A 20,716-nucleotide genomic window follows, 5' to 3' on the forward strand; every position below is an offset into this window, starting at 1 on the left:
CAACACGGCACTGCGCGCATGTTCTGGTCCGATCTGGTGGTGTATGGCGTGCCCACCGTATTGTTGCTGGTACTGGTGCTGGCCACGGTCATGCGTATCAACCGGCGCCTGAGTTCCGAAATCTCCCGGCGCATCGCATTGGAGCAGGAGCTGCGCAGCAGCGAATACCATTACCGTGGCCTGGTCGAGAGCCTTTCAGCCATCGCCTGGGAAGCGGACGTAAACGATTTCACGTACAGCTATGTATCGCCCCATGCCGAGGACCTGCTCGGCTACCCGTTGAGCAACTGGCTAAAGCCTGGCTTCTGGCGCAGCATCGTGCACCCTGACGATGCGCTATGGGCCCAGGCCTACTGCGAAAGCGAAACTGCTGCCGGGCGCGACCACAGCCTGGATTACCGGGTAATTCGTGCCGATGGCCAAGCGTTGTGGGTACGCAACATCGTCAGCATGATCAAGCATGGCTACCAGCCCGTCATGCGCGGCCTGATGATCGATATCAGCGAAACCAAGCGCACCGAAGACGCACTGCGTCTGTCCGAGCAGAAGTTTGCTTCGGTGTTCCAGCAGTGCCCGGACATCTTACTGATCGCTCGCCACAGCGACGGCTGCCTGCTGGAGGTCAACGAAGCGTTCGAAGAGCAGATAGGCCTGACGCCTGGTCAGGTCATCGGCCGGACGGCGACCGAGCTCAATCTATGGGCAGTCGAGGGTTCAGGGCCTCGCTTACTGGAGCGCCTGCACCTGGGCGGCATCCGCAACCTGGAAATGAGTTTCAGGCGCAGCAACGGCCAGTTGTTCACAGGGCTTACGTCCGCTGAAACCTTTGAACTCGACGGCACGCCTGCGCTGGTGGTCGCCGTACGCGACATTAGCCAGCTCAAGGAAACCCAGCAGCAACTGCAGATTTCCGAGGAAAAGTTCGCCAAGGCGTTTCATGCCTCCCCAGATGGCCTGTTGCTGTCCCGTCAGCACGATGGCTTGCTGCTGGAGGTCAACGACGGGTTTTGCCGCCTTACCGGCTACGCCCTGCACCCCACCCTGGACCAGACGTCGCTCGACCTTGGCATCTGGGTAGATCTCAACGAACGCAAGCGCCTGCTCGACCAGCTCAACCGAGAGGGCTTCGTACGCGACTTCACCTGCCATATCCGCCGTAGCGACGGGCAGATTCGCCTATGCGAATTGTCTGCGCGCCCGCTGCCAATCGCCGGCACCGACTGCATGTTGACCATCGCCCGGGACATCACCGAACGCCACCTGATGCAGGAAAAACTGCAACTGGCCGCCACGGTGTTCGAAAACACCGCCGAGGGCGTGTTGATTACCGACATCGACCAGCGCATCAGTGCGGTGAACCGTGCTTTCAGCGAAATCACCGGGTACAGCGAGATCGAAGCGCTGGGCCAAACCCCTCGCCTGCTCGCCTCGGGCCAGCATGACAGCGCCTTCTACGCTGCCTTGTGGCATCAACTGACCGATGAAGGGCACTGGCAGGGCGAGATCTACAATAAACGCAAGAACGGCGAGCTGTACCCCAGCTGGCTGACCATCAGTGCCGTGCGCAATGCCGAGCGCGAGATCACGCACTTCGTGGCGGTGTTCGCCGACATCTCCAGCATCAAGCATGCCCAGGCCGAACTGGACTACCAGGCACATCACGACCCTCTCACTGGCCTGCCCAACCGTTCCCTGTTCGAAAACCGCCTCCAGGCCGTGCTGACCTGTGGACAACTGTCCAACCGCCAGGGCGCCGTGCTGTTCCTGGACCTGGACCGTTTCAAGCATATCAACGACAGCCTCGGCCATCCGGTAGGCGATTTACTACTCAAGGGCATCGCGCAGCGTCTCAAAGAGCAGGTGCGCGATGTGGACACCGTGGCGCGCTTGGGGGGCGACGAGTTCATCATCCTGCTGCCCGGCCTGCACAAGCCCAGTGACGCGAGCACCATCGCCAATAAGCTGCTGGCGTGTTTCAACGCCCCCTTCCAGGCCGGCGAGCATGAGTTCTTCACCAGCGCCAGCATTGGCATAAGCCTCTACCCACACGACGGCAGCGATGTCGCCACGCTCATCCGCAACGCCGATGCCGCCATGTACCGCTCTAAGGCCAAGGGGCGCAACCGGGTGGAAGTCTATACCCGCGACCTGACCGCCCAGGCCAGTGAGCGTGTCGCCTTGGAGCACGAACTGCGCCGGGCCATCGAACGCAACGAGATGAGCCTGTGCTTCCAGCCCAAGCTCAGCCTGCAAACCCAGACCCTGGTCGGTGCCGAGGCCTTGATCCGCTGGAGCCACCCGACGTTTGGCGAAGTGCCACCGGAGCATTTCATTCATCTGGCAGAGGAAAACGGCACCATCCTGCAACTGGGTGAGTGGGTACTGGAACAGGCCTGCCGTCAGATGCAGGCCTGGAAACAGCGGTACGAACCCTTTGGTCCGCTGTCGATCAACCTGGCCGGCGCGCAACTGCGCCAACCCAACCTCGCACGGCGCATCGAGGTACTGCTCAGGCAACACCAACTCAAGGCCGGCGACCTGCAGCTGGAGATCACCGAGAACTTCATCATGAGCCAGGCCGAAGAAGCCCTGGCGGTGCTGCACCAGTTGAAGAAATTGGGCGTGCAACTGGCGATCGACGATTTCGGCACCGGTTATTCGTCGCTGAGCTACCTCAAGCGGCTGCCGCTGGACATCCTCAAGATCGACAAATCCTTCATCCGCGGCTTGCCCGATGACCCCCACGATGCCGCTATCGCACGCGCCATCATTGCGCTTGGCCGCAGCATGCAACTGACCATCATTGCCGAAGGCGTCGAGAACCAGGCCCAGCAGCGTTTTCTGGCTACCGAAGGCTGCGAGCAGATCCAAGGCTACATCGTCAGCCTGCCCTTGCTGCCGGAGGAATTCGCTGCGCGGTTTCTTCGTATAGCACTAACGGATCTTTCGGATGGCACAGGTGCGAAACCCTCGTTATAATCGCGCCTCCTACTGAGGGCCTATAGCTCAGTTGGTTAGAGCAGAGGACTCATAATCCTTTGGTCCACGGTTCGAGTCCGTGTGGGCCCACCATACTCAAAGCCGCGCACTGCGCGGCTTTCGTGTTTTTGGCGGAACCACCTCAGATACAGTCCTATGGTCTAAAGGTACAGATTAGGTACAGTGCGGCTTCGCTTGCACGCCTTTGGAGTCCTTCAGATGGCCACAATCGTCAAAACCCCTGCCGGCACCTGGAAGGCCGTCATCCGCAAGACCGGATGGCCGACCAACGCCAAAACCTTCCGCACCAAACGTGACGCCGAGGATTGGTCACGACGCACCGAAGATGAAATGGTGCGGGGTGTGTATATCCAACGCAGCGGTTCCGAGCGACTGACACTCGAAAACGCACTGCAGCGATATCTGCGCGAAGTCAGCCCCACCAAAAAACCCACCACGCAGAAAGCTGAGGCAACCAAGGCTCAGCAGCTGATTCAGCACCTGGGAAAATACTCGCTCGCAGCTCTGTCATCCGAGGTAATCGCCAACTATCGCGATACACGCCTGGGCTCGCTGACCAACCGCGGCCAACCCACGAGCAACAACACTGTGCGGCTGGAGCTTGCCCTACTCAGCCACCTGTTCACAGTCGCAATTCAGGAGTGGGGACTTGGACTCACCTTTAACCCCGTGCTCAACATTCGAAAACCGAGCCCCGGTGAAGGTCGTAACAGGCGCCTGATGGCTGATGAAGAAAAGCGTCTTATGGCCGCTGTGGGCAAGCACAGCAATCCAATGCTGGGCTGGATCGTCCAGATAGCCTTGGCAACGGGTATGCGCGCATCAGAGATCGCAGGCCTGCGGCGATCACAGGTGGATGTCCAAAAACGGATCGTCCGGCTGTCGGATACAAAAAATGACAGTGCCCGCACCGTTCCGTTGACGAAACTCGCTACCGAGGTTTTCCGCGCAGCCTTGGCGAATCCCGTGCGACCAATTGACTGCGATCTGGTTTTTTTCGGTGAGCCAGGGCGTGATGGAAAGCGTCGCCCCTATGCGTTCACCAAGATCTGGGGCGCCATCAAGAAAAAGGCTGGCGTGCCGGACTTCCGTTTTCACGATCTGCGGCACGAAGCCGTGAGTAGACTGGTTGAGGGCGGTCTTTCCGATCAAGAAGTCTCGGCAATCAGCGGGCATAAATCGATGCAGATGCTCAAGCGTTACACTCATCTGCGGGCTGAAGATTTAGTTCACAAGCTCGATAGACTAGGAACTAAATAACCGCCTTTTTTGTTTTCCTATTGTTTTCTTTCTGTTGCCACGTTGTTGTCAACGTGTTTTCAAAACTTTTTCCAGCAGGTCTTATAACGAGGTTTGGTGACAACTCAACGACCATCCACAGTCTTTACTGTCACCAAACTTAATTGATAGCTTCACTCCGAACTTACAAAGATACGTAATTCAACGTAAGCAAGGAGAAAGTCCATGACTGCTGAAGAGTACCTTCTAGACCGATTCGGCCCTTTGATGAGCATGGCACAGGTTGCAAGCCTGTTGGACAGATCACCAGATGGCTTCAGAGTCGCCATGTACAGCGATTCAGAGCTTTCACGAAAGCTGAAGCCTGCCGTAGTCCGCGTGGGGCGTCGAGTGTACTTCCGCACGCTACAAGTCAACCAAGCACTATCTCTCGACGCACCTGCTTTGCGAGCTTAACTATGAGCTACAGCACAATTGACTGGGTGTACAACCAGAATCTGCCTGCGCAGGAAAAGCTGATATTGGTATACATCGCAAAGTGCGAAAACCCGAACGAGCCTTGCTTTGCAAGTGTAAAGCACCTGGCCAATAAATGCGGGGTATCCACGCGCACCATTCAGAGAATTCTTAAAAAATTGTGCAGTACCGGATACGTCACTTCCACTCCGCGCTTCAGGAGCGACGGCTCACAAACGAGCAATTTCTACACAGTCAACATGATAGAGAACGACACAGCTGTGTCACCCCCCCATGACATCAATGTGGCAGGGGGGAGTGGCAGCATAGGGTCACCACCCACTGTCGATAAGGTGACGGGCCAAGAACTACCAAAGAAAACAAAATCAAAGACACCACTACGGGAAGCGCTAGGAAACGTCTCGCAGTTGGCCTATCCCGGTGGGTTGTCTATGCACTCGAAAAGCTCGGTTGATCGGATACTCCAGGGCATTTCGCTTGATGATGCGCAAATGCTCCTCGATGAACTGGCAGGAGCTATGGCCAACGGCCTCATCAGGAAAGCTCCCGAGTATTGGCTTTCAGGAGTCGCGATGAAGTACCGGGCGGGGCAGTTCAGAGCAAACCTGGGACTCGAAATCGCCAGGGACAGAAAACGAAAATCCGCGATGCCTGCCCAAGAACGCCAGAACGCGCAAGTGCTCGAAATCAATAGTGAGATTGGAAACAAGTTCCTCGCCAAGCTGCAGCGAAACCGTCCTAACCAATGAGAACATCATGGTTCCGAACACTCCGCGCTTCGCTTGGGCAACCCCTTCGGTTGCATCCCGCGTCCTATCCTTGCCGGACGGGCGGCAGGGGCAGGTCCGGCGGCTTCGCCTTGTTCCTCCCCCTGTCGCTAGGCTTGGTCGCTTACAGCTGCATCAAGGGTACGGCTACGCCCATCATCCTCACCCGTTCGGTGCTCGCCCTCCGGGCTGCGCTCCGCTGCGGCTTGCGGTGATGCCCTTGACCCAGCAGTCAGCTAACACACACTGCTCCGCCCTCTAGACAAGTATCAATGGAGCATACCTAAGGATGATGACTGACCGGAAAACCTTCTGTTCGCTCTACTACAGCATCGAAAAGGCATACCAGCTTTCTATAAACAAAAACATTTAGACATGCTAAACATTTTTGTTGACTACCAGAGCGTTGAGCTGGCACGCTAGCGTCACACACACCAGAGACGGGCAGCATGACCAAGAAACCAACAAACTCCCAACCTGATCCACTCGAGCAGGTTATGGCGACCGTGATTCAGGGTTTCCAGATGACCACCGCGTCCATCCAGGAATTACGTGATCGACAAACTAATTTAGAGCAACAACTCCAGCAGCAGGCCCGAGCCGCTTACCATGGCATGACTGCAAGTGGAAAGTCGAGGTATGCCTCTGAGCTGGTGAAAATCGAAAGCGAGATCAACCCGCGCGGTGCCCAGGCGCGAGTCGCAGAAACTTTAGGCGTCACCCCCGGCCGCGTCACCCAGTTGCTGAGCTCTGAAAAAAATCGGAAGAACGGAAAGTAATAACGCTCAACTATATTCAGAGCCACCAGTACAACACAAATCCGCTCATAAATACGCGCACGAGGAGTTAACATGGGTAGTTTCGGAAAAGCTTTGAAATATCGTGGCAATATTAATCGCATTCTTGAAATGCATGAGCATGGAAATGGACCTAATGCAATTGCAGGAACGTTCCAAGATCATGGCATCGACGTTACACCGAATCAAGTTAAAGCAATTCTAGATTCGCACGACGCACTCTCCTCTAAGGCTCTGCCAAAATCAGCCGTAAAGGCTCTGACTACCGGAGCTCAGCAAGCGTTCATACCAGCGTGATGGGCCGCAAAAGCACGCGTCAAGCTAAAGACGCGTGCTCCCGCCCCAAAGCCATTTGAATCATTCTGTCCTATTAACATGGCAAGCACAATTGCAATCGCCATGCACATATTTATAAAAATACGACCATCAAATAATTAATATAGTTTCTATACGAAATTGGTCTTCTCTTCCGAACTAGTAAACTCGACCAGCGTGAGCTCACCATTGATAAAGGCCTGAGCACGACGCTCTTGCTCAAGAGTCAACACGAATCCTTCGAGTCGGATTGATGCTCGAGCATAACTCACTGCCTTCTTGCGAAGCATTCGTTCGGTATTTGATATTCTTACTTCAGGTAGATTATCCATAGGCGGCTCATACCTCAGAAACAAAACAAGACAATTTCAGCGCAAATAAATTTTTAAAGAGTCAAGGGCGGCACCGCAGGCCGCAGCCCGTGAAACGGGACCGGGTGAGGATGACGGCGAAGCGAACCCTTGACGCTGCGCACCTCCAATCCTACATGCGGGGGCTGCTGGATGCCTTTCCCAGCGGCCCCTGCTACCGGCGAGGGCGGGAAGTCCAGAGGGGCAGAGCCCCTTTGGGTAAGCCCGCCAGGGCGCGCAGCATGCTCCACGGCACCAACAAACCTTTAACTGCCGACCTTCCCTCCTCTCGCCCTACCCCAGTTCTTGCCCAAGTTCTGCATGACATGCTGCCGGTAGGCGGGATTCCAAACGCTGTTCCCTGCGATCATATGATTCAAACCTCTTGCAGTGGTCATCATGCCCGACTGCAGGTCTCGGCGCGTTGACATCGGGTTAACGGTGTTGAAGACCGCCTTGGCTGGGTTTAACGCAGCCTGAGCCATCTGCCGCAATGTGATTGCACTGGACGACAGACCACCTGCAAGCTGACCTCCCAATGAGTAAGCCTGATAAACCATGTAGAGCACGATCCCACTCAACGCGAGGATTTCCAGCATGTCGGTCGCTAGACCGCTTCCAGCAGTGGGCTTCACATCAGCCAGCATTGTCGAGAAGAACTTCATTCCCAGCGTAAGCACTGACATGATCGCGGCGCATTGGATAATGTAGGTCATCACCTGGGCGAACCATTGATCGAACCATTTGCTGGTCATCTGACCGAACAGCAGTAGCGCGATGAATAGCGGGCCGCACCCCAGCAGAAATGCCAACAGCACCTTGGCTGTGATGATGATCGCTCCAGCGGGCAGCGTAATCAGGAATGTTGCGATGATCATCGTTCCTGCGATAAGCCAGTCATAAAGAATCATGCCTACCTCGGTCATGCCACGACGTCCGGCGCGAGCAATCAGATCGGAAGCGATATCAAATCCATCGGTCATGGCTCTATCAATCACCTGATACACCGATGTGGCAGCCACACCTTTGCCATTTGGCGAGAACGCATCTGCCAAGCCAACCTCCAGGCCGCGAATCGCTTCCACGACCCATCCAAGGTACGTATCAGCATTGAGTGCCAATGCGCCGATGAATACCCATTTCAACATGAGCTTGAAGACATGCGGGAGAGGATGCTCGATGAAGCCACCGACTGACAGAAGGCCCAGGATCATGAAGAAAAGGCCGCCGCCAGCAACGAACAAGCCCGAAGAATTATCAATGACACTATGTGCCATGAGTTGCACGTAGCCGTTCAACACCGAGTCGATTGAGCCACCTACCCATTCGTAAAAATTGGACTCCATGGTCATTGCCCCTCCAGATTCAGCATTTCACGCTTCCGATAGCCGCGCTGATCAAGCTGCTGCTCATTCCTGGCCTGCTTGGCATTAACGCAGTTCGGCGTAAGAGCCATAGTCCCGGCATGTCGCTCGCACTCCGATATACGAATATCCCTTTCCGAACTGTGGGCTTTGTACCAATCAACAGAATGGACCGGTTCATCCGCCCCGCAGCCCGTGAGCAGAAATAAAACGACAATTGAGAAACGAGACGCTGTCATTTCCGGCCCTCCCGATTCTGATCCGTCCCATTCACATCACGAGGCAGCACATGCTCCGCCTCCGTGCGGAATTCCCCAGCAAACTTCAGCGAATAGGCCAGCTCAGCAGCGTTGATAATCTGAAGTGCTGCAAGCGTTCTCAACGCGCTTTCCCTTGAACCTGCCCAACTACCCGCGATGCGGTACTCAGACCTCGAAATCAATAGCGATGAACCCAGTGCACATGCGAACGAGATCAAAACGGCGAGCGTTGAAGAGATTGGTCCAGTTGCTCGGGGCGGCACTATCTGCAACCAATCGGCAAGCGCCAGTATAAAAGGCATGATTGCGGCCGACGCCGCCAGGAGATCGCTCTGGATCAACCCAGGTGCACGTCTTGACACCTCTTTCAAAGCCCCGAACCGGCCAATGCAAAGCCAGAATCGTCGTAAGGAAGTGAGGATGAAGAAGCACACGACCAAGGGGAGGATATGAGCGTACGAGATCATTTCAGTTGCCTCCCAGGTTCAGCACTTCGCGATTCTTGTAGCCCCTCTTGTCGAGCACCTGGGCATTCAATTCCCGTTGTCGCTGCTCCTGGATCTTGCCCTCAGCCTCAGCGACCATTTGGAACATCTGCAATTTGGTCTGCTCGTTCTGGATCATCGCTTGCTCTGCCGCGATGCGACCTTGCAGCTCTGCGATCCCTTTGGGATCTTGCGTTTGATTGATCTGCCCCATGAGCTGGTCAATCTGACGTAGGCGGGCTTCGGCCTGGTCAAAGGCTTCCAGCGCAAACGCTTTATCTTGCGAGGGCTTCACCGCCTGTGCTCGGCAAGCATCGCGCTGCTGATCCTGAACCAGGCTTTCGCAGGCATCGAACACCTTGTTATCCGCGTAGATCGAGCCAGCACGACCATTCAGGCCTGAATAGCCGCCACGATTCACTGCGTCATACACAGCCTGCCAGTCCTGAGGCAGATAATCTCGCAGCTGTGGGTCATCGAATACTCGACTGAGACCACGCGACCCCGTGAGCGCGCCGTACTGCTGCTTCATCTGATCAATCTGAGATGTCATCTGCTGAACCTGTTGGGCCCAGCGAGTCGCGTTAAATGCGAACTCTGCAACAGTCATAGGGGAATCCGTCACTTGGCTTGTAACGGTTACAGGGATTTGCGCGTATCCCTGCTGCGAGCCGAGCAGCAACGCGAGCGTTGTCGCGAAACTAAATGGCCGGACGCCTTTGAAGGCGAGACGCTTGAAAAGACCCATAGTCACCTCTCCATTGGACATGGTGAACGCTGGGCCGTCTGTCCGGCCTGTCGATCTGTTTAGAAATCGCACCCAGCACGGTTGTACCGTTCTTGGGGTGACTATGCGCCAGTCTTACCCGGTGTAGGCCCCGTCTTTTAAGGGCCGCGCCCATAATGCATTAAGCATCAGCGAGGCGGTTACAGCGCTCATAAAATAAGCCAAAGCACTGCACTTTGGCGACATCTATTATCTCACTTTGGCTCAACATCTTAAAGTGCCATACATCTCAAATTCTTCGTCATGACGAAATCCTGATTGCTACGAAGGACTACTGCAGGATAGGCTATTCGCCGGTAGTATGTCATACATTATGCAGTCACTTATCCACCGGCTCTAAACAAGGTTGGCGTATGGGCAGTAAAAGCAAATCATCAATTCTTAGTGTCAGGCTAGGACCCGATCTGAAAGAGCAATGGGAAAACTATTGCGCGGCTTTAGGTCTTGCTCCAAGCTCGGCCATCAAAGATGCTATCAAGCAACAGCTAAAAGCCGCTGAAGCACTTCCTACACCCAAGATCTACCGTCAAACAGAGAATGCCAAGGAGGCGACGGAGCGTTTTGAAATTCTTCTGACCATATCTGAGAAAGCCGCAGTCAAAGCACGCGCTCAGACTGAGCGTTGCTCTATGAGGCGCTGGATCGTCGATGCCATCCGCACCGGATTAACCCACGAACCGCAGTTTGGTATGTCCGAAATCGATGCCCTTGGTGAATCCAACTATCAGTTGCTCGCACTAGGGCGGAACCTTAACCAAATTTCTCGGCGCTTGAACGAGGGCCATTACGAACCGTTCACAGTCAAACGGATCAAAGCGCTTAGTCATATAATTGACAAACACACTGATGCGGTTAGTGATGCCATTCGGGCCAGCCTTGAGCGCTGGAGTCTCAAATAATAAATTTGATAAATTTCAACGTAACGCGGAACCACAGGGATTAGCATCATCACGATAAATCTTTACTTTAATAAAGCCTTGGATAGGTTCAACCAGTTTCTAGAGTTTCTCCTCCGCACACAGATGAAACCCAGCGCGTACGGTTGACATGAGCAAAAATCATCATTCATGCGCCAGCTCACGACAATGGGCTATACTTGACTTGATCTGCAACCAGACCAACAAAGGGCCAATACAAGTTATCTTCTTAATAACGCCACACTCATAAACGAGGACAGCGATGGATCCTAAACATCTTTTTATAGATGAGCGATTGACGGGACAATGCATCTATTGCGGAAGATTCCCGGAAACTGTCGAGCACGTACCATCCAGAATCCTATTAGACAACCCTCTCCCAGAAAACCTACCAGTAGTCGATGCTTGCCGAGAATGCAACACCAGCTTCTCCTTAGATGAGGAATACTTGGCCTGTTTACTGGAGTGCGTCGCAGCAGGAACAACAGAACCAACTGAACTTTCACGAGAAAAGATTAAAAAATCAATAGCCAGAAATGGACGTTTGAAGTCGAATTTAGAACAGTGCCGTCGGATTGATGGCAATGGGAATATATGGTGGCAACCTGATGAAAAGAGAGTAAGACGTATTATTGTGAAACTAGCACGAGGGCATACAGCCTACGAGCTTGGAGAGCTTTTAGACGAGGATCCTGATTTTTTCTCAATGCGTGCCATACCAACTATGAGCGAAGCTGAGCTGCAAAATTTTGAAACACCGAACGATGATTATCAATTGATTTGGCCTGAGATAGGCAGTCGAGCATTCCTTAGGGCGACGGGAAAATCTATACCTCCAAAAAAAGAAGGTCATTGGTTCGTAGTACAAAGCAATCGCTATAGATACTGGATTGACTGGCAGAATGGAGTAGAGGTGCGCATGATGATAGGTGAATACCTAGCCTGCCAAATAATATGGCAATAAATCTAAGGCTATGGCAATCAGCATACAATTCAACGTTACACCGAGACAACCAAACCAATAAATGAAACCTCTCCCGACGCAATTATCATCAGGAGAGGAATGAGATCAAGCAATATTAGAAATTATATCGTCGATACCTGATAGCTTCGGACTAGCGTCAAGATATTCCTGATAAGCTCGACGAGCATTGGTAATCATCCCCTTATAAGTGAATGACTGCATATCGCTATTTCTAAGATCTTGAATCGGGTCACCATACGTTGTTTTCGGCAGCTCTTCCGTTACAAAGAAGACATCAATTGGTGGTGTACGACCGTAAAACGCACAAACATCAGGATGGTTTTCTAAATACTGGGTCACGGCCGCCTTGTATTTTTTACCCTGCTTAATTAGATCATCGACATCCACAGCCTTCAAACCTGGCCGCTTCAATTCTACTATGATGTGTCGACCCGATGATGTTCTGTATGCTATATCGATCCTTGCTCCAGTCTCGGCAGCGGGCGCCACTTCCAGAAGTTCTTTTGTTAAAGTTTGCTCCATAACTCGACTCTCTCCCACTGGCCCCCAAGTAGGATCGAGAAGCCACAAGTGGTCGAAAAGATATTTCTGAGCAACTTTTTCCAGAGATCCCGGATCAACAATCTCTTTTTCAAACTTTTCAATCACCTGCAATCTTGAGCGTGTAATCTCATGATAATGAGTAGCCTCGACATCATCCAGGCTATTGAAAAGTCTTTGAAACTCAACTGAAAGTACATCTGTTACTTTTTCAAGCTTATCAAGCTGCTTTCGGATACGTAGCTTTTCGAACCCAACTATCGCACTTCTGACGAGATCGCGCTTAATATCCTGATTTTTAGTTTCATCATTGGAATGCTCAGCTGATAGGATTGGGCTGATTAGTCTCTGCGCGAGCTTCCTATCCCTTGAATCGGCAAGAGATGCATACCATGCTTCAAGAGCAAGCTTTGTTCTTTCATCGTCACTATCAGGATTCTGCTGACGGCGCCATTCATCCCACTGATTTGCGATATCATCAAGAGAGTTTTTTAGCCAGTTACGCACTGCCGTGACAAGCGGGTCGCCTGTTTTGACTGCTTCACGGTTAGCAGTAGCTCTATCGACGCCATCCGCGTCCAAGAAGTCTGCATGTACTTCACCGACTATATAACTGTTAAAAACCTTGGCATTACCAATATCTTTGAGCATATCTTCCTGAAAGACACGCCCATTGGCAAATAACGATATCTGATTGATATTATCTTCTGTCTTCTTCAGACTTTTTGGCTTAGCAACCGTTGCGATGAAGCCTCTCAAGCTGTAGGCATGCGTCCCAACAATAACAGTACTGTTGATACGCTTGATGCATTCATTGCCATCCTCATCGGTTGCCAAATTTTTCAGCAGCGGTTTCTGTGCCAGCCTTGTAGCATCATCAAGATCCCACCAAAACTGAATATCTTGATGGTATCCTCTGTCTTGGGTGGTGATAGCAGATCCGCCAAGAACTACTTTGAAGTCGTGAATATCGCCCAGCACGCTGAAGCGACGAGCAATACGGGGACGAAGAAACGCTTCGGTTTTATCTGTTCCAGCAGTCAGCCTGGACAGCACTATTCGCGTCCCGGTAGATCCTTCCCAATCATAGTCTTTATCTAATAGCTCGAGCTGGTACTCTTTATCTGTCTTTATATCTTCTTTGAGTTGCTCAACATTTATCCTGGCAGATACCGGATCTCTGCCATTTTTTTTGGACCAGATATCTATCTGGTTGGCGAGCGAAAACATCGCTAACTTTCCAATACCTTTACGTCCCATAACCGGACGATCTTTGGTATCGCTTCTATTACCCTTTCCTTGATCACGTCGAGCATAGCCTACGCGTAGGAAGCGGGCTTGTAGCTCCTCAGCGCCCATTCCATGGCCATTATCTTGAACGATGATGCGGTCATCGAAAATTTCGACACTGACCTGCGTCGCGTCGGCATCCCATGCGTTAGCGACAATCTCAGTCACCACAGCCGGTGTGCTGCTATAAAGGCCGATGCCTAGATGATTCAGGACATTTAGATCAATTTCGATCTTGTATTGACTTTTTTCAGTGCTTACGACTGCCGCTTCCATTGCCGTGTTGTCCTATCAGTAGCCCCAGTTACGCGTGGATGGTTACATGAATCGCTTGAGTATGCAGCATCGAATCGCCATCACAGATGAGCTTTCCGTCTCCAGCCGTCGGATGAGGGCGGTTAAGCGAGAGCACACGTCACCAGAGCTCACGGTGCGGAGGTTGCTCCACGCCCTAGGTCTGAGATTTCGCCTCCACAAACGGGCTCTGCCTGGTAGCCCTGATATCGTTCTGAGCAAGCATCGGACAGTCATTTTCGTTCACGGTTGTTTCTGGCATCGACATCCAGGCTGCCGCTACGCGTCAGTGCCGAAAACGCGGCAGGAGTATTGGATACCGAAATTTATGGCCAATATCGAAAGGGATGCCAGAAAGGCTTCAGAGCTGGAGGCACTAGGTTGGAGGGTGCTGACTGTGTGGGAGTGCGAGACTAGAGATCTAGCCGCTCTGAATGAGCGGCTGAGAAGGGATTTCAGCTCACCGTAGTCGAGTTACTGATGCCGTCGAGGTGGAGCTGAATACTGAGACCGATGATTTCCCCGAGGCGTACCGGTACAGCGTTACCAATCATACGTCCAACAGCCTTGAAGGTAATCTGCTCGGGGGGCATAAATTTGTAGTCGTCGGGGAACGACTGCAATGTTGCTGCTTCTCTCAGTGAAATAGCTCGGTTTTGATCTGTATCATAGTGACCGAAACGGCCGTTACCGAAGCCATAGCATAGGGTTGTCATTGTTGGGCTTGGCTCATCTGCGCGCATCCGACCGTAGACGCTTGCGAAGGTTTTACCGCTAGCTTTCCGATGACAGTCTGCGCGAAGCGATTCTGGCCAGTCGTGCCAGGTACCACCAGGCCGAGAAAGCATGATTCGCTTCAAATTTGTAGGATTCAACGTCGCTGAACGGTGGAGCGGGTCATTCGGGTCACACTCACCCGCCGCGATTTTTGGTAGATGTCCAATGGCCTCAGCAACGGTAACCGGTTTACCTGCATGGGTTTTCGGTATCATTGAAATTGGCCCTAGCTTCGAGGCTAGCAACACGTGACGTCGACGATGCTGAGGCAGGCCATACTCAATGCAACGTATTGTGTCTGACCAGATATGGTAATTCTCATCCTTCAGCCCTTGCACAAAGTCATGATAGACCTTGTGTTTGGTGACGTCCGGGACGTTCTCCATGGTTACAAGCTCAGGTTTGATGTCTTTTATGAGCTTTTCAAAGGAATACAGAAGCGGCCACTTCACGTCCGTGCTGGTGTCACGGCCGAGGTTATACGTCGAGAAGGGCTGGCAGGGAGCGCAGCCAGCTAGCAGCTTGATTTTCCCTGGGCGATACCACGCAGCCACATCCTTTGAGTCGACGATGGCAACGCTCTCAGCTATGAATTCGGCACCGTTGTTCTCACGGTATGCGTACTCACAATTGAGATCGATGTCGTAGCCGGCGCGCACCTTAATGCCGGTCTTGAGCAAACCAGCGGTTAGGCCACCCGCACCGCAGAATAGGTCAACGGCGTCAATATCATGCATAGTCAATGCCTCCAAGCGGAGGTCATTTTAGCCTCTCTCAGTGTAAAGATCGAGGTCTACCACTGAAAATTTATACATCTCTAAGCTTGAGAGAGCCACGGCGCCATGGAGCGGCGACGGGATGATGTGAATTGGCTGGACGAATCGAAGGCTTCTGACTCCTTCAGTAACTCGCAGCTCAGCTAAGCTAGACGACGGCACAGAAAATTGTCACAAAAAGCCTCAGCGGCCGTGGGCTAGCAGCGAATTTAGACCATTTTAAAGAGAAAAAATCAGTACAATCACGGTACAGTGCTGAGCTTGATTCAGTTTCTCGAAATTACGCTCAACAGCAGATGCTGTGGGGATGCAGCATATGTCAGGCTACGGTCTCCTTCGAAAGGTTACTCTAGGGATATCCACTCGCCCAGCAACTCATAATCCTTTGGTCCACGGTTCGAGTCCGTGTGGGCCCACCATACTCAAAGCCGCGCTTAGCGCGGCTTTCGGCTTTTTGGGTCGGCAGCGCGAGCAGCAAGCCTATCGTGGCTCAGCCAGCAACCGGTCAATCAACGCCTGCTCGTAATCATCGAGAGGCTGATCCTCGTAGAGCTTGTCGGAAGCCGCGACCAGCGCCTGGCCCTCGACCTCACGCCCAGTATCGCCATATACATGCCCAAGGTTCTCCAGCGACTGCAGGTTGCCGTGCAGGGAGAACGAGATCAGGTACCAGCGCTCGGCCGCCTCGAGCTCGCCCAAACGGTGATAGGCCACAGCCAGGTTGTGCTGGGCGTAGACGTGGTCGGACTCCAGGGCCTGCAACAACGCCTGCTTGGCCTGCTGATAATCTTCGAGCTGCAAATACAGAAGGCCAAGATTGTTGTAGCCGTCGACATTGCCCAACTCGGCCGCGCGCCGGTAGGCCTGCTCAGCCTGCGGATAACGTTCGGCATGCAGATGGACGTCGCCGAGCAGGTTCAGCGCCTCTGGATGATCGTGGCGCACGGCGTCGTTGAGGTGCTCGACGGCGGTATCATGATCGCCGTCCTGATAGGCCATGCTGCCAAGGTAGAAGTGGCTACGGGCACAATCGTACTCGGCGGCTTTCTGGAAGTACTGGCGGGCGGTGTCGTGATCACCCTCCTGGAAGGCCATGCTGCCGAGGTTGTAATGACTGCCCGGATAATCGTGCTCGGCAGCCCTCTGGAAGTGTCGACGGGCGACGTCGTGATGACCGTCCTGGTAGGCCATGATGCCGAGGTTGTAGTGGCTGCCGGGATAGTCACGATCAGCAGCCCTCTGGAAGTGTCGATGGGCATCGGCGCGATCGTCACGCGCCAGGCTCACCGCGCCAACGCCATTCATCCAGCGCGGGTCGTCGGGACACGCTTTGGCAAGGTTTTCGAAGCACTCCTGCGCGGTGTCCAGATCCTGCTCTCGGAACGCCGCCCAGCCCTGGTCATTAAGCGCAGTCGCCTGCTCGGCACTGAGCGTTTTCTTGTTCATGAACCACATAGTGTTTCCTGCCTTGCGAGGGCCTCCCATTCTAGAGGCGTGTATAGAAGCCAACAAGACAATGGCTCTGCTGGGCAGGTTTGAACCACCCTCTGCGAAATCGCGCAGTTGTGCGGCTTTTTTTCATCTTCATATCGGCGTTATGGACCCGATGCCCGCGTTGAAACCGCTCATCAAGCCGCTTTTTCCCTCCATTCATTAGACAGTGAGCCGAATAGCAGGCATTATCGGCTCACTTAATGAGCCGAATAGGCTCGCTAATCGGCTCACGTGAACGCTACCCATGAACGACCCGCAATGGATCTGGCAGCAGCCCGATTGGCCAGCGTTTACCTGGCAAACTGAAACACTTGCCCCGCTGCTGCGCGCCTGCGGCCAGGTACAAGGCCGTCTATTGGGGATGCTCGATGCCGTAGGGCATGACACTGAAGTGCAAAGCAGCCTGGATGCCCTGCTGCAGAACATCGTCACGTCTTGCGCCATCGAAGGCGAGCAACTGAATGTGGGTTCCGTGCGCTCATCGCTGGCGCGGCGCTTAGGGCTGAACGAAGAAAGCCAATCGACCACACCACGCTCCGAAGGCCTGGCAGCATTGCTGCTCGATGCCACTCAGGGGTATCAACAAACGCTGGACACAGAACGGCTCTTCATTTGGCACCGTTGGTTGTTTCCAAGCGATGACCCGTTGCTGGCGAGACCTCTGCACATCGGCACACTGCGCGGCGATGAGCCCATGCAGGTGGTGTCCGGCCGGATCGACCGCCCGACGGTCCATTTCGAAGCGCCTCCGCGGACGGGATTGGAAACACAACTGGCGGACTTTCTAGCGTGGTTCGAGCGCAGTCGCAGCGATGCGAACCTGGATCCTTTCTTACGTGCAGGTATCGCGCACCTCTGGTTCGTTACCCTACACCCGTTCGATGACGGTAACGGCCGTCTTACCCGTGCGCTCACCGACTTGGCATTGGCGCAGGGTGAACGACAAACCATCCGTTTCTATGCGATGTCCGCGAGCATTCTCGACGACCGCGCCGGTTATTACCGTATCCTGGAAGCCAGTCAGAAAAGCGGACTGGATATCACCCGTTGGCTGTATTGGTTCCTAACCACCTTGCTCAACAGCCTGGAAAAGGCTCTTGTACGTATTGATCGAGTACTGGCAAAGGCGCGATTCTGGCAGGTGCACCGCGGCCAGGGGTTATCAGCAGAGCAGGTAAAAGTACTCAACCGTCTGCTCGACGGTGGCGAGCGCGGCTTCGAGCACGGCATCAACGCGGCGCAATACCAAGCCGTGGCGAAGGTATCCAAAGCCACTGCGACTCGCCACCTCAGTGACCTCCTGGAAAAAGGCTGTATCGAACGCCTGCCCGGAGGCGGCCGCAGTACCCGTTATCAAATAGCACAGCGAGCCCCAAGAAAAGGCTGAGCGCACTCGTGCACGCCTCCTTGCCCCCACCCACCCACGCTAGCTAGGCTACCTCCCCCTTCCGCTCGCCGAGCCACGCCATGCCAGACCTTCGCCCATTTGCCCTGGATGAAATCGACCGCCAGCTGATCGCCCTGTTGCAGATCAATGCCCGCGAAAGCGTAGCCATGCTCGCGCGCCAGTTGGGCATCGCTCGCACCACGGTCAACTCACGGCTCGAGCGGTTGGAGAAGAACAAGGTGATTTCCGGTTACGGCGTGCGCTTGGGGCAGCAGGTGATGGGCGGTGGGCTACAGGCGTATGTGGGCATCAAGGTGCAGCCACGCTCGGGCAAAGAGGTCGTCAAACGGCTAAGCGCGATGGCCGCTGTGCGGCAGTTGTGCGCGGTGAGCGGTGAATTCGACTACGTGGCCTGGCTGCACACGGAGTCACCGGAACTACTGGACCAGTTGCTGGACCGGATCGGCAACGTCGAGGGCGTCGAAAAAACCACCACGTCGATCATCCTCAGCAGCAAGGTGGATCGCGGTCAGGCGCTTTGAAACCTGTATTCACAAACATGAATTCGTCAAAATACTCACAAACCACGCCACTATGACCAAAGAGGAGACATTTCGACCTCATTCTGCTTCTTAATAACGAAATGCCCCCTCTCTAAAATGACCGCCAGACGTCTCCTATACTCAGGCTCAGCACATCGCGCAGCCGCTCTGGCAAGGTCCTTTAATGAACAAGAACAACCGGCACCCTGACGACGGCAAGAAACCCATCACCATTTTCGGCCCTGACTTTCCATTCGCCTTCGATGACTGGCTGGAGCATCCGGCGGGCCTGGGCACGATTCCGGCGCAACGCCACGGCGAGGAAGTCGCGATCATCGGCGCCGGAATCGCCGGCTTGGTGGCCGCCTACGAGCTCATGAAACTGGGGCTCAAGCCAGTGGTGTACGAAGCCTCGAAGCTGGGTGGCCGGCTGCGCTCGCAAGCCTTCAATGGCACCGATGGCATCGTCGCCGAGTTGGGTGGCATGCGCTTTCCGGTGTCGTCCACGGCGTTCTATCACTACGTGGACAAACTGGGGTTGCAGACCAAGCCCTTTCCTAACCCATTGAGCTCGGCCTCCAGCAGCACGGTGATCGACCTCGAAGGGCAGACCTACTACGCCGAAACCCCTGCCGATCTTCCCAAGCTGTTCCATGAGGTGGCTGATGCCTGGGCTGACGCGTTGGAAAGCGGTGCGCAATTCGCCGATATCCAGCAAGCCATCCGTGATCGCGATGTACCACGCCTAAAGGCGCTGTGGAACAAACTCGTACCGCTGTGGGACGACCGCACCTTCTACGACTTCGTCGCCACCTCGCGCTCGTTCGCCAAGCTCAGTTTTCTGCACCGGGAAGTATTCGGCCAAGTGGGCTTCGGCACAGGCGGTTGGGACTCGGACTTCCCCAACTCGATGCTGGAGATCTTCCGGGTGGTCATGACCAACTGCGACGACCACCAGCATCTGATCGTGGGCGGCGTGGAGCAGGTACCGCAAGGTATCTGGCGCCATCGGCCCGAGCGCTGCGCCCATTGGCCCGAGGGCACCAGCTTGCGTTCCCTGCATGGCGGTGCACCCCGCACCGGGGTCAAGCGGATCCAGCGCGCTGCCGATGGCCGCCTGGCCGTCACCGACAACTGGGGGGACACCCGCCACTACGGCGCCGTGCTCGCCACCTGCCAGACGTGGTTACTGACCACCCAGATCGACTGCGAAGAATCGCTGTTTTCCCAGAAAATGTGGATGGCACTGGACCGTACCCGCTACATGCAGTCGTCGAAAACCTTCGTCATGGTCGACAGGCCGTTCTGGAAGGACAAGGACCCGGAAACCGGCCGCGACCTGCTGAGCATGACCCTGACCGACCGCCTGACCCGCGGGACGTACCTGTTCGATAACGGCGACGACAAACCGGGGGTCATCTGCCTGTCCTATGCCTGGATGAGCGATGCCTTGAAGATGCTGCCGCACCCGGTGGAGAAACGTGTGCAGCTGGCCTTGGACGCGCTGAAGAAGATCTATCCGAAAACCGACATCGCCGGCCACATCATTGGCGACCCGATCACCGTTTCGTGGGAAGCGGACCCGTATTTCCTCGGTGCCTTCAAGGGCGCCTTGCCGGGTCATTACCGCTACAACCAACGCATGTACGCCCACTTCATGCAAAAGAACATGCCCGCCGAGCAACGCGGCATCTTCATTGCCGGCGACGATGTGTCGTGGACGCCTGCCTGGGTAGAGGGCGCCGTGCAGACGTCGCTCAATGCGGTGTGGGGTATCATCAATCACTTCGGCGGGCACACCCACCCCGAGAACCCGGGGCCGGGCGATGTGTTCGACGAGATCGGCCCGATCGCGCTGGCCGACTGACCCAGG

19 protein-coding genes, 1 tRNA gene and 1 pseudogene are annotated in these 20,716 nt (G+C 54.5%); 13 read left to right on the forward strand and 8 right to left on the reverse strand.

The genetic code is table 11. From position 1 onward, the window contains the following. Positions 1-15: 15 nt before the first annotated feature. The 7 genes and pseudogenes from ACF8R3_RS05630 to ACF8R3_RS05660 form a co-directional block, all read left to right on the forward strand. A pseudogene (locus tag ACF8R3_RS05630) lies at positions 16-2,979 on the forward strand (EAL domain-containing protein); the annotation flags it as partial. Between the two features lie 16 nt (positions 2,980-2,995). Further along, a tRNA-Ile gene (locus ACF8R3_RS05635) sits at positions 2,996-3,072 on the forward strand. A 126-nt stretch (positions 3,073-3,198) separates the two neighbouring features. Continuing rightward, a complete protein-coding gene (locus ACF8R3_RS05640) occupies positions 3,199-4,260 on the forward strand; it encodes a tyrosine-type recombinase/integrase (protein WP_392515145.1) in 1,062 nt (353 codons plus the stop codon). A 204-nt stretch (positions 4,261-4,464) separates the two neighbouring features. After that, complete coding sequence (locus ACF8R3_RS05645; protein WP_104572874.1) at positions 4,465-4,695, forward strand: hypothetical protein; 231 nt, start codon at positions 4,465-4,467, stop codon at positions 4,693-4,695. A gap of 2 nt (positions 4,696-4,697) precedes the next feature. Next, the gene (locus tag ACF8R3_RS05650) at positions 4,698-5,465 is read left to right on the forward strand and encodes a helix-turn-helix domain-containing protein (RefSeq protein ID WP_392515147.1); all 768 of its coding nucleotides are present in this window, start codon (positions 4,698-4,700) and stop codon (positions 5,463-5,465) included. A 467-nt stretch (positions 5,466-5,932) separates the two neighbouring features. Further along, positions 5,933-6,262, forward strand: a complete 330-nt coding sequence (locus ACF8R3_RS05655) for a hypothetical protein (protein WP_392515149.1) — start codon at positions 5,933-5,935, stop codon at positions 6,260-6,262. 72 nt (positions 6,263-6,334) lie between these two features. After that, positions 6,335-6,577 (forward strand): hypothetical protein, encoded by a 243-nt coding sequence (locus ACF8R3_RS05660; protein ID WP_392515151.1) that lies wholly within the window; start codon positions 6,335-6,337, stop codon positions 6,575-6,577. A gap of 149 nt (positions 6,578-6,726) precedes the next feature. On the opposite strand, the gene ACF8R3_RS05665 is transcribed toward ACF8R3_RS05660, so the two are convergent. The 5 genes from ACF8R3_RS05665 to virB5 all read right to left on the reverse strand — a co-directional run bounded on the left by ACF8R3_RS05665 (position 6,727) and on the right by virB5 (position 9,802). Continuing rightward, positions 6,727-6,927 (reverse strand): antitoxin VbhA family protein, encoded by a 201-nt coding sequence (locus tag ACF8R3_RS05665; protein ID WP_392515153.1) that lies wholly within the window; start codon positions 6,925-6,927, stop codon positions 6,727-6,729. 284 nt (positions 6,928-7,211) lie between these two features. Next, the gene (locus tag ACF8R3_RS05670; RefSeq protein ID WP_392515155.1) at positions 7,212-8,297 is read right to left on the reverse strand and encodes a type IV secretion system protein; all 1,086 of its coding nucleotides are present in this window, start codon (positions 8,295-8,297) and stop codon (positions 7,212-7,214) included. Continuing rightward, positions 8,294-8,548 (reverse strand): EexN family lipoprotein, encoded by a 255-nt coding sequence (locus ACF8R3_RS05675; protein ID WP_392515157.1) that lies wholly within the window; start codon positions 8,546-8,548, stop codon positions 8,294-8,296. The genes ACF8R3_RS05670 and ACF8R3_RS05675 overlap by 4 nt, the downstream gene beginning before the upstream one ends. Then, complete coding sequence (locus tag ACF8R3_RS05680) at positions 8,545-9,036, reverse strand: hypothetical protein (RefSeq protein WP_392515159.1); 492 nt, start codon at positions 9,034-9,036, stop codon at positions 8,545-8,547. Before ACF8R3_RS05680 ends, ACF8R3_RS05675 begins: the two co-directional genes overlap by 4 nt. A 1-nt stretch (position 9,037) precedes the next feature. Continuing rightward, positions 9,038-9,802 (reverse strand): P-type DNA transfer protein VirB5, encoded by a 765-nt coding sequence (virB5, locus tag ACF8R3_RS05685; protein WP_392515161.1) that lies wholly within the window; start codon positions 9,800-9,802, stop codon positions 9,038-9,040. Positions 9,803-10,194: 392 nt separating this feature from the next. On the opposite strand from virB5, the gene ACF8R3_RS05690 reads away from it, so the two are divergent. Further along, positions 10,195-10,740, forward strand: a complete 546-nt coding sequence (locus tag ACF8R3_RS05690) for a plasmid mobilization relaxosome protein MobC (protein WP_392515163.1) — start codon at positions 10,195-10,197, stop codon at positions 10,738-10,740. A gap of 280 nt (positions 10,741-11,020) precedes the next feature. Beyond that, on the forward strand, positions 11,021-11,722 hold the full coding sequence (locus ACF8R3_RS05695) for a hypothetical protein (protein ID WP_392515165.1): 702 nt from the start codon (positions 11,021-11,023) through the stop codon (positions 11,720-11,722). A 105-nt stretch (positions 11,723-11,827) separates the two neighbouring features. Here ACF8R3_RS05695 and ACF8R3_RS05700 read toward each other — a convergent pair whose 3' ends face one another. Further along, entirely contained in the window at positions 11,828-13,849 is a 2,022-nt protein-coding gene (locus ACF8R3_RS05700) for an ATP-binding protein (RefSeq protein ID WP_392515167.1), read from the reverse strand. A 61-nt stretch (positions 13,850-13,910) separates the two neighbouring features. On the opposite strand from ACF8R3_RS05700, the gene ACF8R3_RS05705 reads away from it, so the two are divergent. Continuing rightward, positions 13,911-14,336, forward strand: coding sequence for a very short patch repair endonuclease (locus ACF8R3_RS05705; protein WP_392515207.1), 426 nt, complete (start codon positions 13,911-13,913; stop codon positions 14,334-14,336). Here the strand turns inward: ACF8R3_RS05705 and ACF8R3_RS05710 are convergent. Together ACF8R3_RS05710 and ACF8R3_RS05715 are read right to left on the reverse strand one after the other, a co-directional pair. Continuing rightward, the gene (locus tag ACF8R3_RS05710) at positions 14,323-15,381 is read right to left on the reverse strand and encodes a DNA cytosine methyltransferase (RefSeq protein WP_392515169.1); all 1,059 of its coding nucleotides are present in this window, start codon (positions 15,379-15,381) and stop codon (positions 14,323-14,325) included. The two genes, ACF8R3_RS05705 and ACF8R3_RS05710, sit on opposite strands and share 14 nt — an antisense overlap. 519 nt (positions 15,382-15,900) lie before the next feature. Continuing rightward, positions 15,901-16,866: a tetratricopeptide repeat protein gene (locus ACF8R3_RS05715; RefSeq protein WP_392515171.1), complete on the reverse strand. Its 966-nt coding sequence runs from the start codon at positions 16,864-16,866 to the stop codon at positions 15,901-15,903. Positions 16,867-17,158: 292 nt separating this feature from the next. Between ACF8R3_RS05715 and ACF8R3_RS05720 the strand changes: the two genes are divergently transcribed. The 3 genes from ACF8R3_RS05720 (at position 17,159) to ACF8R3_RS05730 (ending at position 20,710) form a co-directional block, all read left to right on the forward strand. Beyond that, the gene (locus ACF8R3_RS05720) at positions 17,159-18,301 is read left to right on the forward strand and encodes a Fic family protein (protein ID WP_392515172.1); all 1,143 of its coding nucleotides are present in this window, start codon (positions 17,159-17,161) and stop codon (positions 18,299-18,301) included. Positions 18,302-18,381: 80 nt separating this feature from the next. Beyond that, positions 18,382-18,843: an Lrp/AsnC family transcriptional regulator gene (locus ACF8R3_RS05725; RefSeq protein WP_058603024.1), complete on the forward strand. Its 462-nt coding sequence runs from the start codon at positions 18,382-18,384 to the stop codon at positions 18,841-18,843. A gap of 184 nt (positions 18,844-19,027) precedes the next feature. Beyond that, positions 19,028-20,710 carry an NAD(P)/FAD-dependent oxidoreductase gene (locus ACF8R3_RS05730; RefSeq protein WP_058639104.1) on the forward strand — a complete coding sequence of 561 codons (1,683 nt, stop codon included), beginning with the start codon at positions 19,028-19,030 and terminating at the stop codon, positions 20,708-20,710. Positions 20,711-20,716: the final 6 nt, after the last annotated feature.

It is taken from the genome of Pseudomonas sp. FYR_7 (genome assembly GCF_043106155.1).
GTDB classification, from domain to species: domain Bacteria; phylum Pseudomonadota; class Gammaproteobacteria; order Pseudomonadales; family Pseudomonadaceae; genus Aquipseudomonas; species Aquipseudomonas parafulva_B.

Coding starts and splice junctions, on each gene's coding strand:
- ACF8R3_RS05715 (WP_392515171.1), bottom strand. CDS start 16,866: ATGAACAAGAAAACGCTCAGTGCCGAGCAGGCGACTGCGCTTAATGAC.
- ACF8R3_RS05640 (WP_392515145.1), top strand. CDS start 3,199: ATGGCCACAATCGTCAAAACCCCTGCCGGCACCTGGAAGGCCGTCATC.
- ACF8R3_RS05710 (WP_392515169.1), bottom strand. CDS start 15,381: ATGCATGATATTGACGCCGTTGACCTATTCTGCGGTGCGGGTGGCCTA.
- ACF8R3_RS05720 (WP_392515172.1), top strand. CDS start 17,159: ATGAACGACCCGCAATGGATCTGGCAGCAGCCCGATTGGCCAGCGTTT.
- ACF8R3_RS05650 (WP_392515147.1), top strand. CDS start 4,698: ATGAGCTACAGCACAATTGACTGGGTGTACAACCAGAATCTGCCTGCG.
- ACF8R3_RS05700 (WP_392515167.1), bottom strand. CDS start 13,849: ATGGAAGCGGCAGTCGTAAGCACTGAAAAAAGTCAATACAAGATCGAA.
- ACF8R3_RS05675 (WP_392515157.1), bottom strand. CDS start 8,548: ATGACAGCGTCTCGTTTCTCAATTGTCGTTTTATTTCTGCTCACGGGC.
- ACF8R3_RS05730 (WP_058639104.1), top strand. CDS start 19,028: ATGAACAAGAACAACCGGCACCCTGACGACGGCAAGAAACCCATCACC.
- ACF8R3_RS05695 (WP_392515165.1), top strand. CDS start 11,021: ATGGATCCTAAACATCTTTTTATAGATGAGCGATTGACGGGACAATGC.
- virB5 (WP_392515161.1), bottom strand. CDS start 9,802: ATGGGTCTTTTCAAGCGTCTCGCCTTCAAAGGCGTCCGGCCATTTAGT.
- ACF8R3_RS05665 (WP_392515153.1), bottom strand. CDS start 6,927: ATGGATAATCTACCTGAAGTAAGAATATCAAATACCGAACGAATGCTT.
- ACF8R3_RS05660 (WP_392515151.1), top strand. CDS start 6,335: ATGGGTAGTTTCGGAAAAGCTTTGAAATATCGTGGCAATATTAATCGC.
- ACF8R3_RS05725 (WP_058603024.1), top strand. CDS start 18,382: ATGCCAGACCTTCGCCCATTTGCCCTGGATGAAATCGACCGCCAGCTG.
- ACF8R3_RS05680 (WP_392515159.1), bottom strand. CDS start 9,036: ATGATCTCGTACGCTCATATCCTCCCCTTGGTCGTGTGCTTCTTCATC.
- ACF8R3_RS05655 (WP_392515149.1), top strand. CDS start 5,933: ATGACCAAGAAACCAACAAACTCCCAACCTGATCCACTCGAGCAGGTT.
- ACF8R3_RS05705 (WP_392515207.1), top strand. CDS start 13,911: ATGCAGCATCGAATCGCCATCACAGATGAGCTTTCCGTCTCCAGCCGT.
- ACF8R3_RS05670 (WP_392515155.1), bottom strand. CDS start 8,297: ATGACCATGGAGTCCAATTTTTACGAATGGGTAGGTGGCTCAATCGAC.
- ACF8R3_RS05690 (WP_392515163.1), top strand. CDS start 10,195: ATGGGCAGTAAAAGCAAATCATCAATTCTTAGTGTCAGGCTAGGACCC.
- ACF8R3_RS05645 (WP_104572874.1), top strand. CDS start 4,465: ATGACTGCTGAAGAGTACCTTCTAGACCGATTCGGCCCTTTGATGAGC.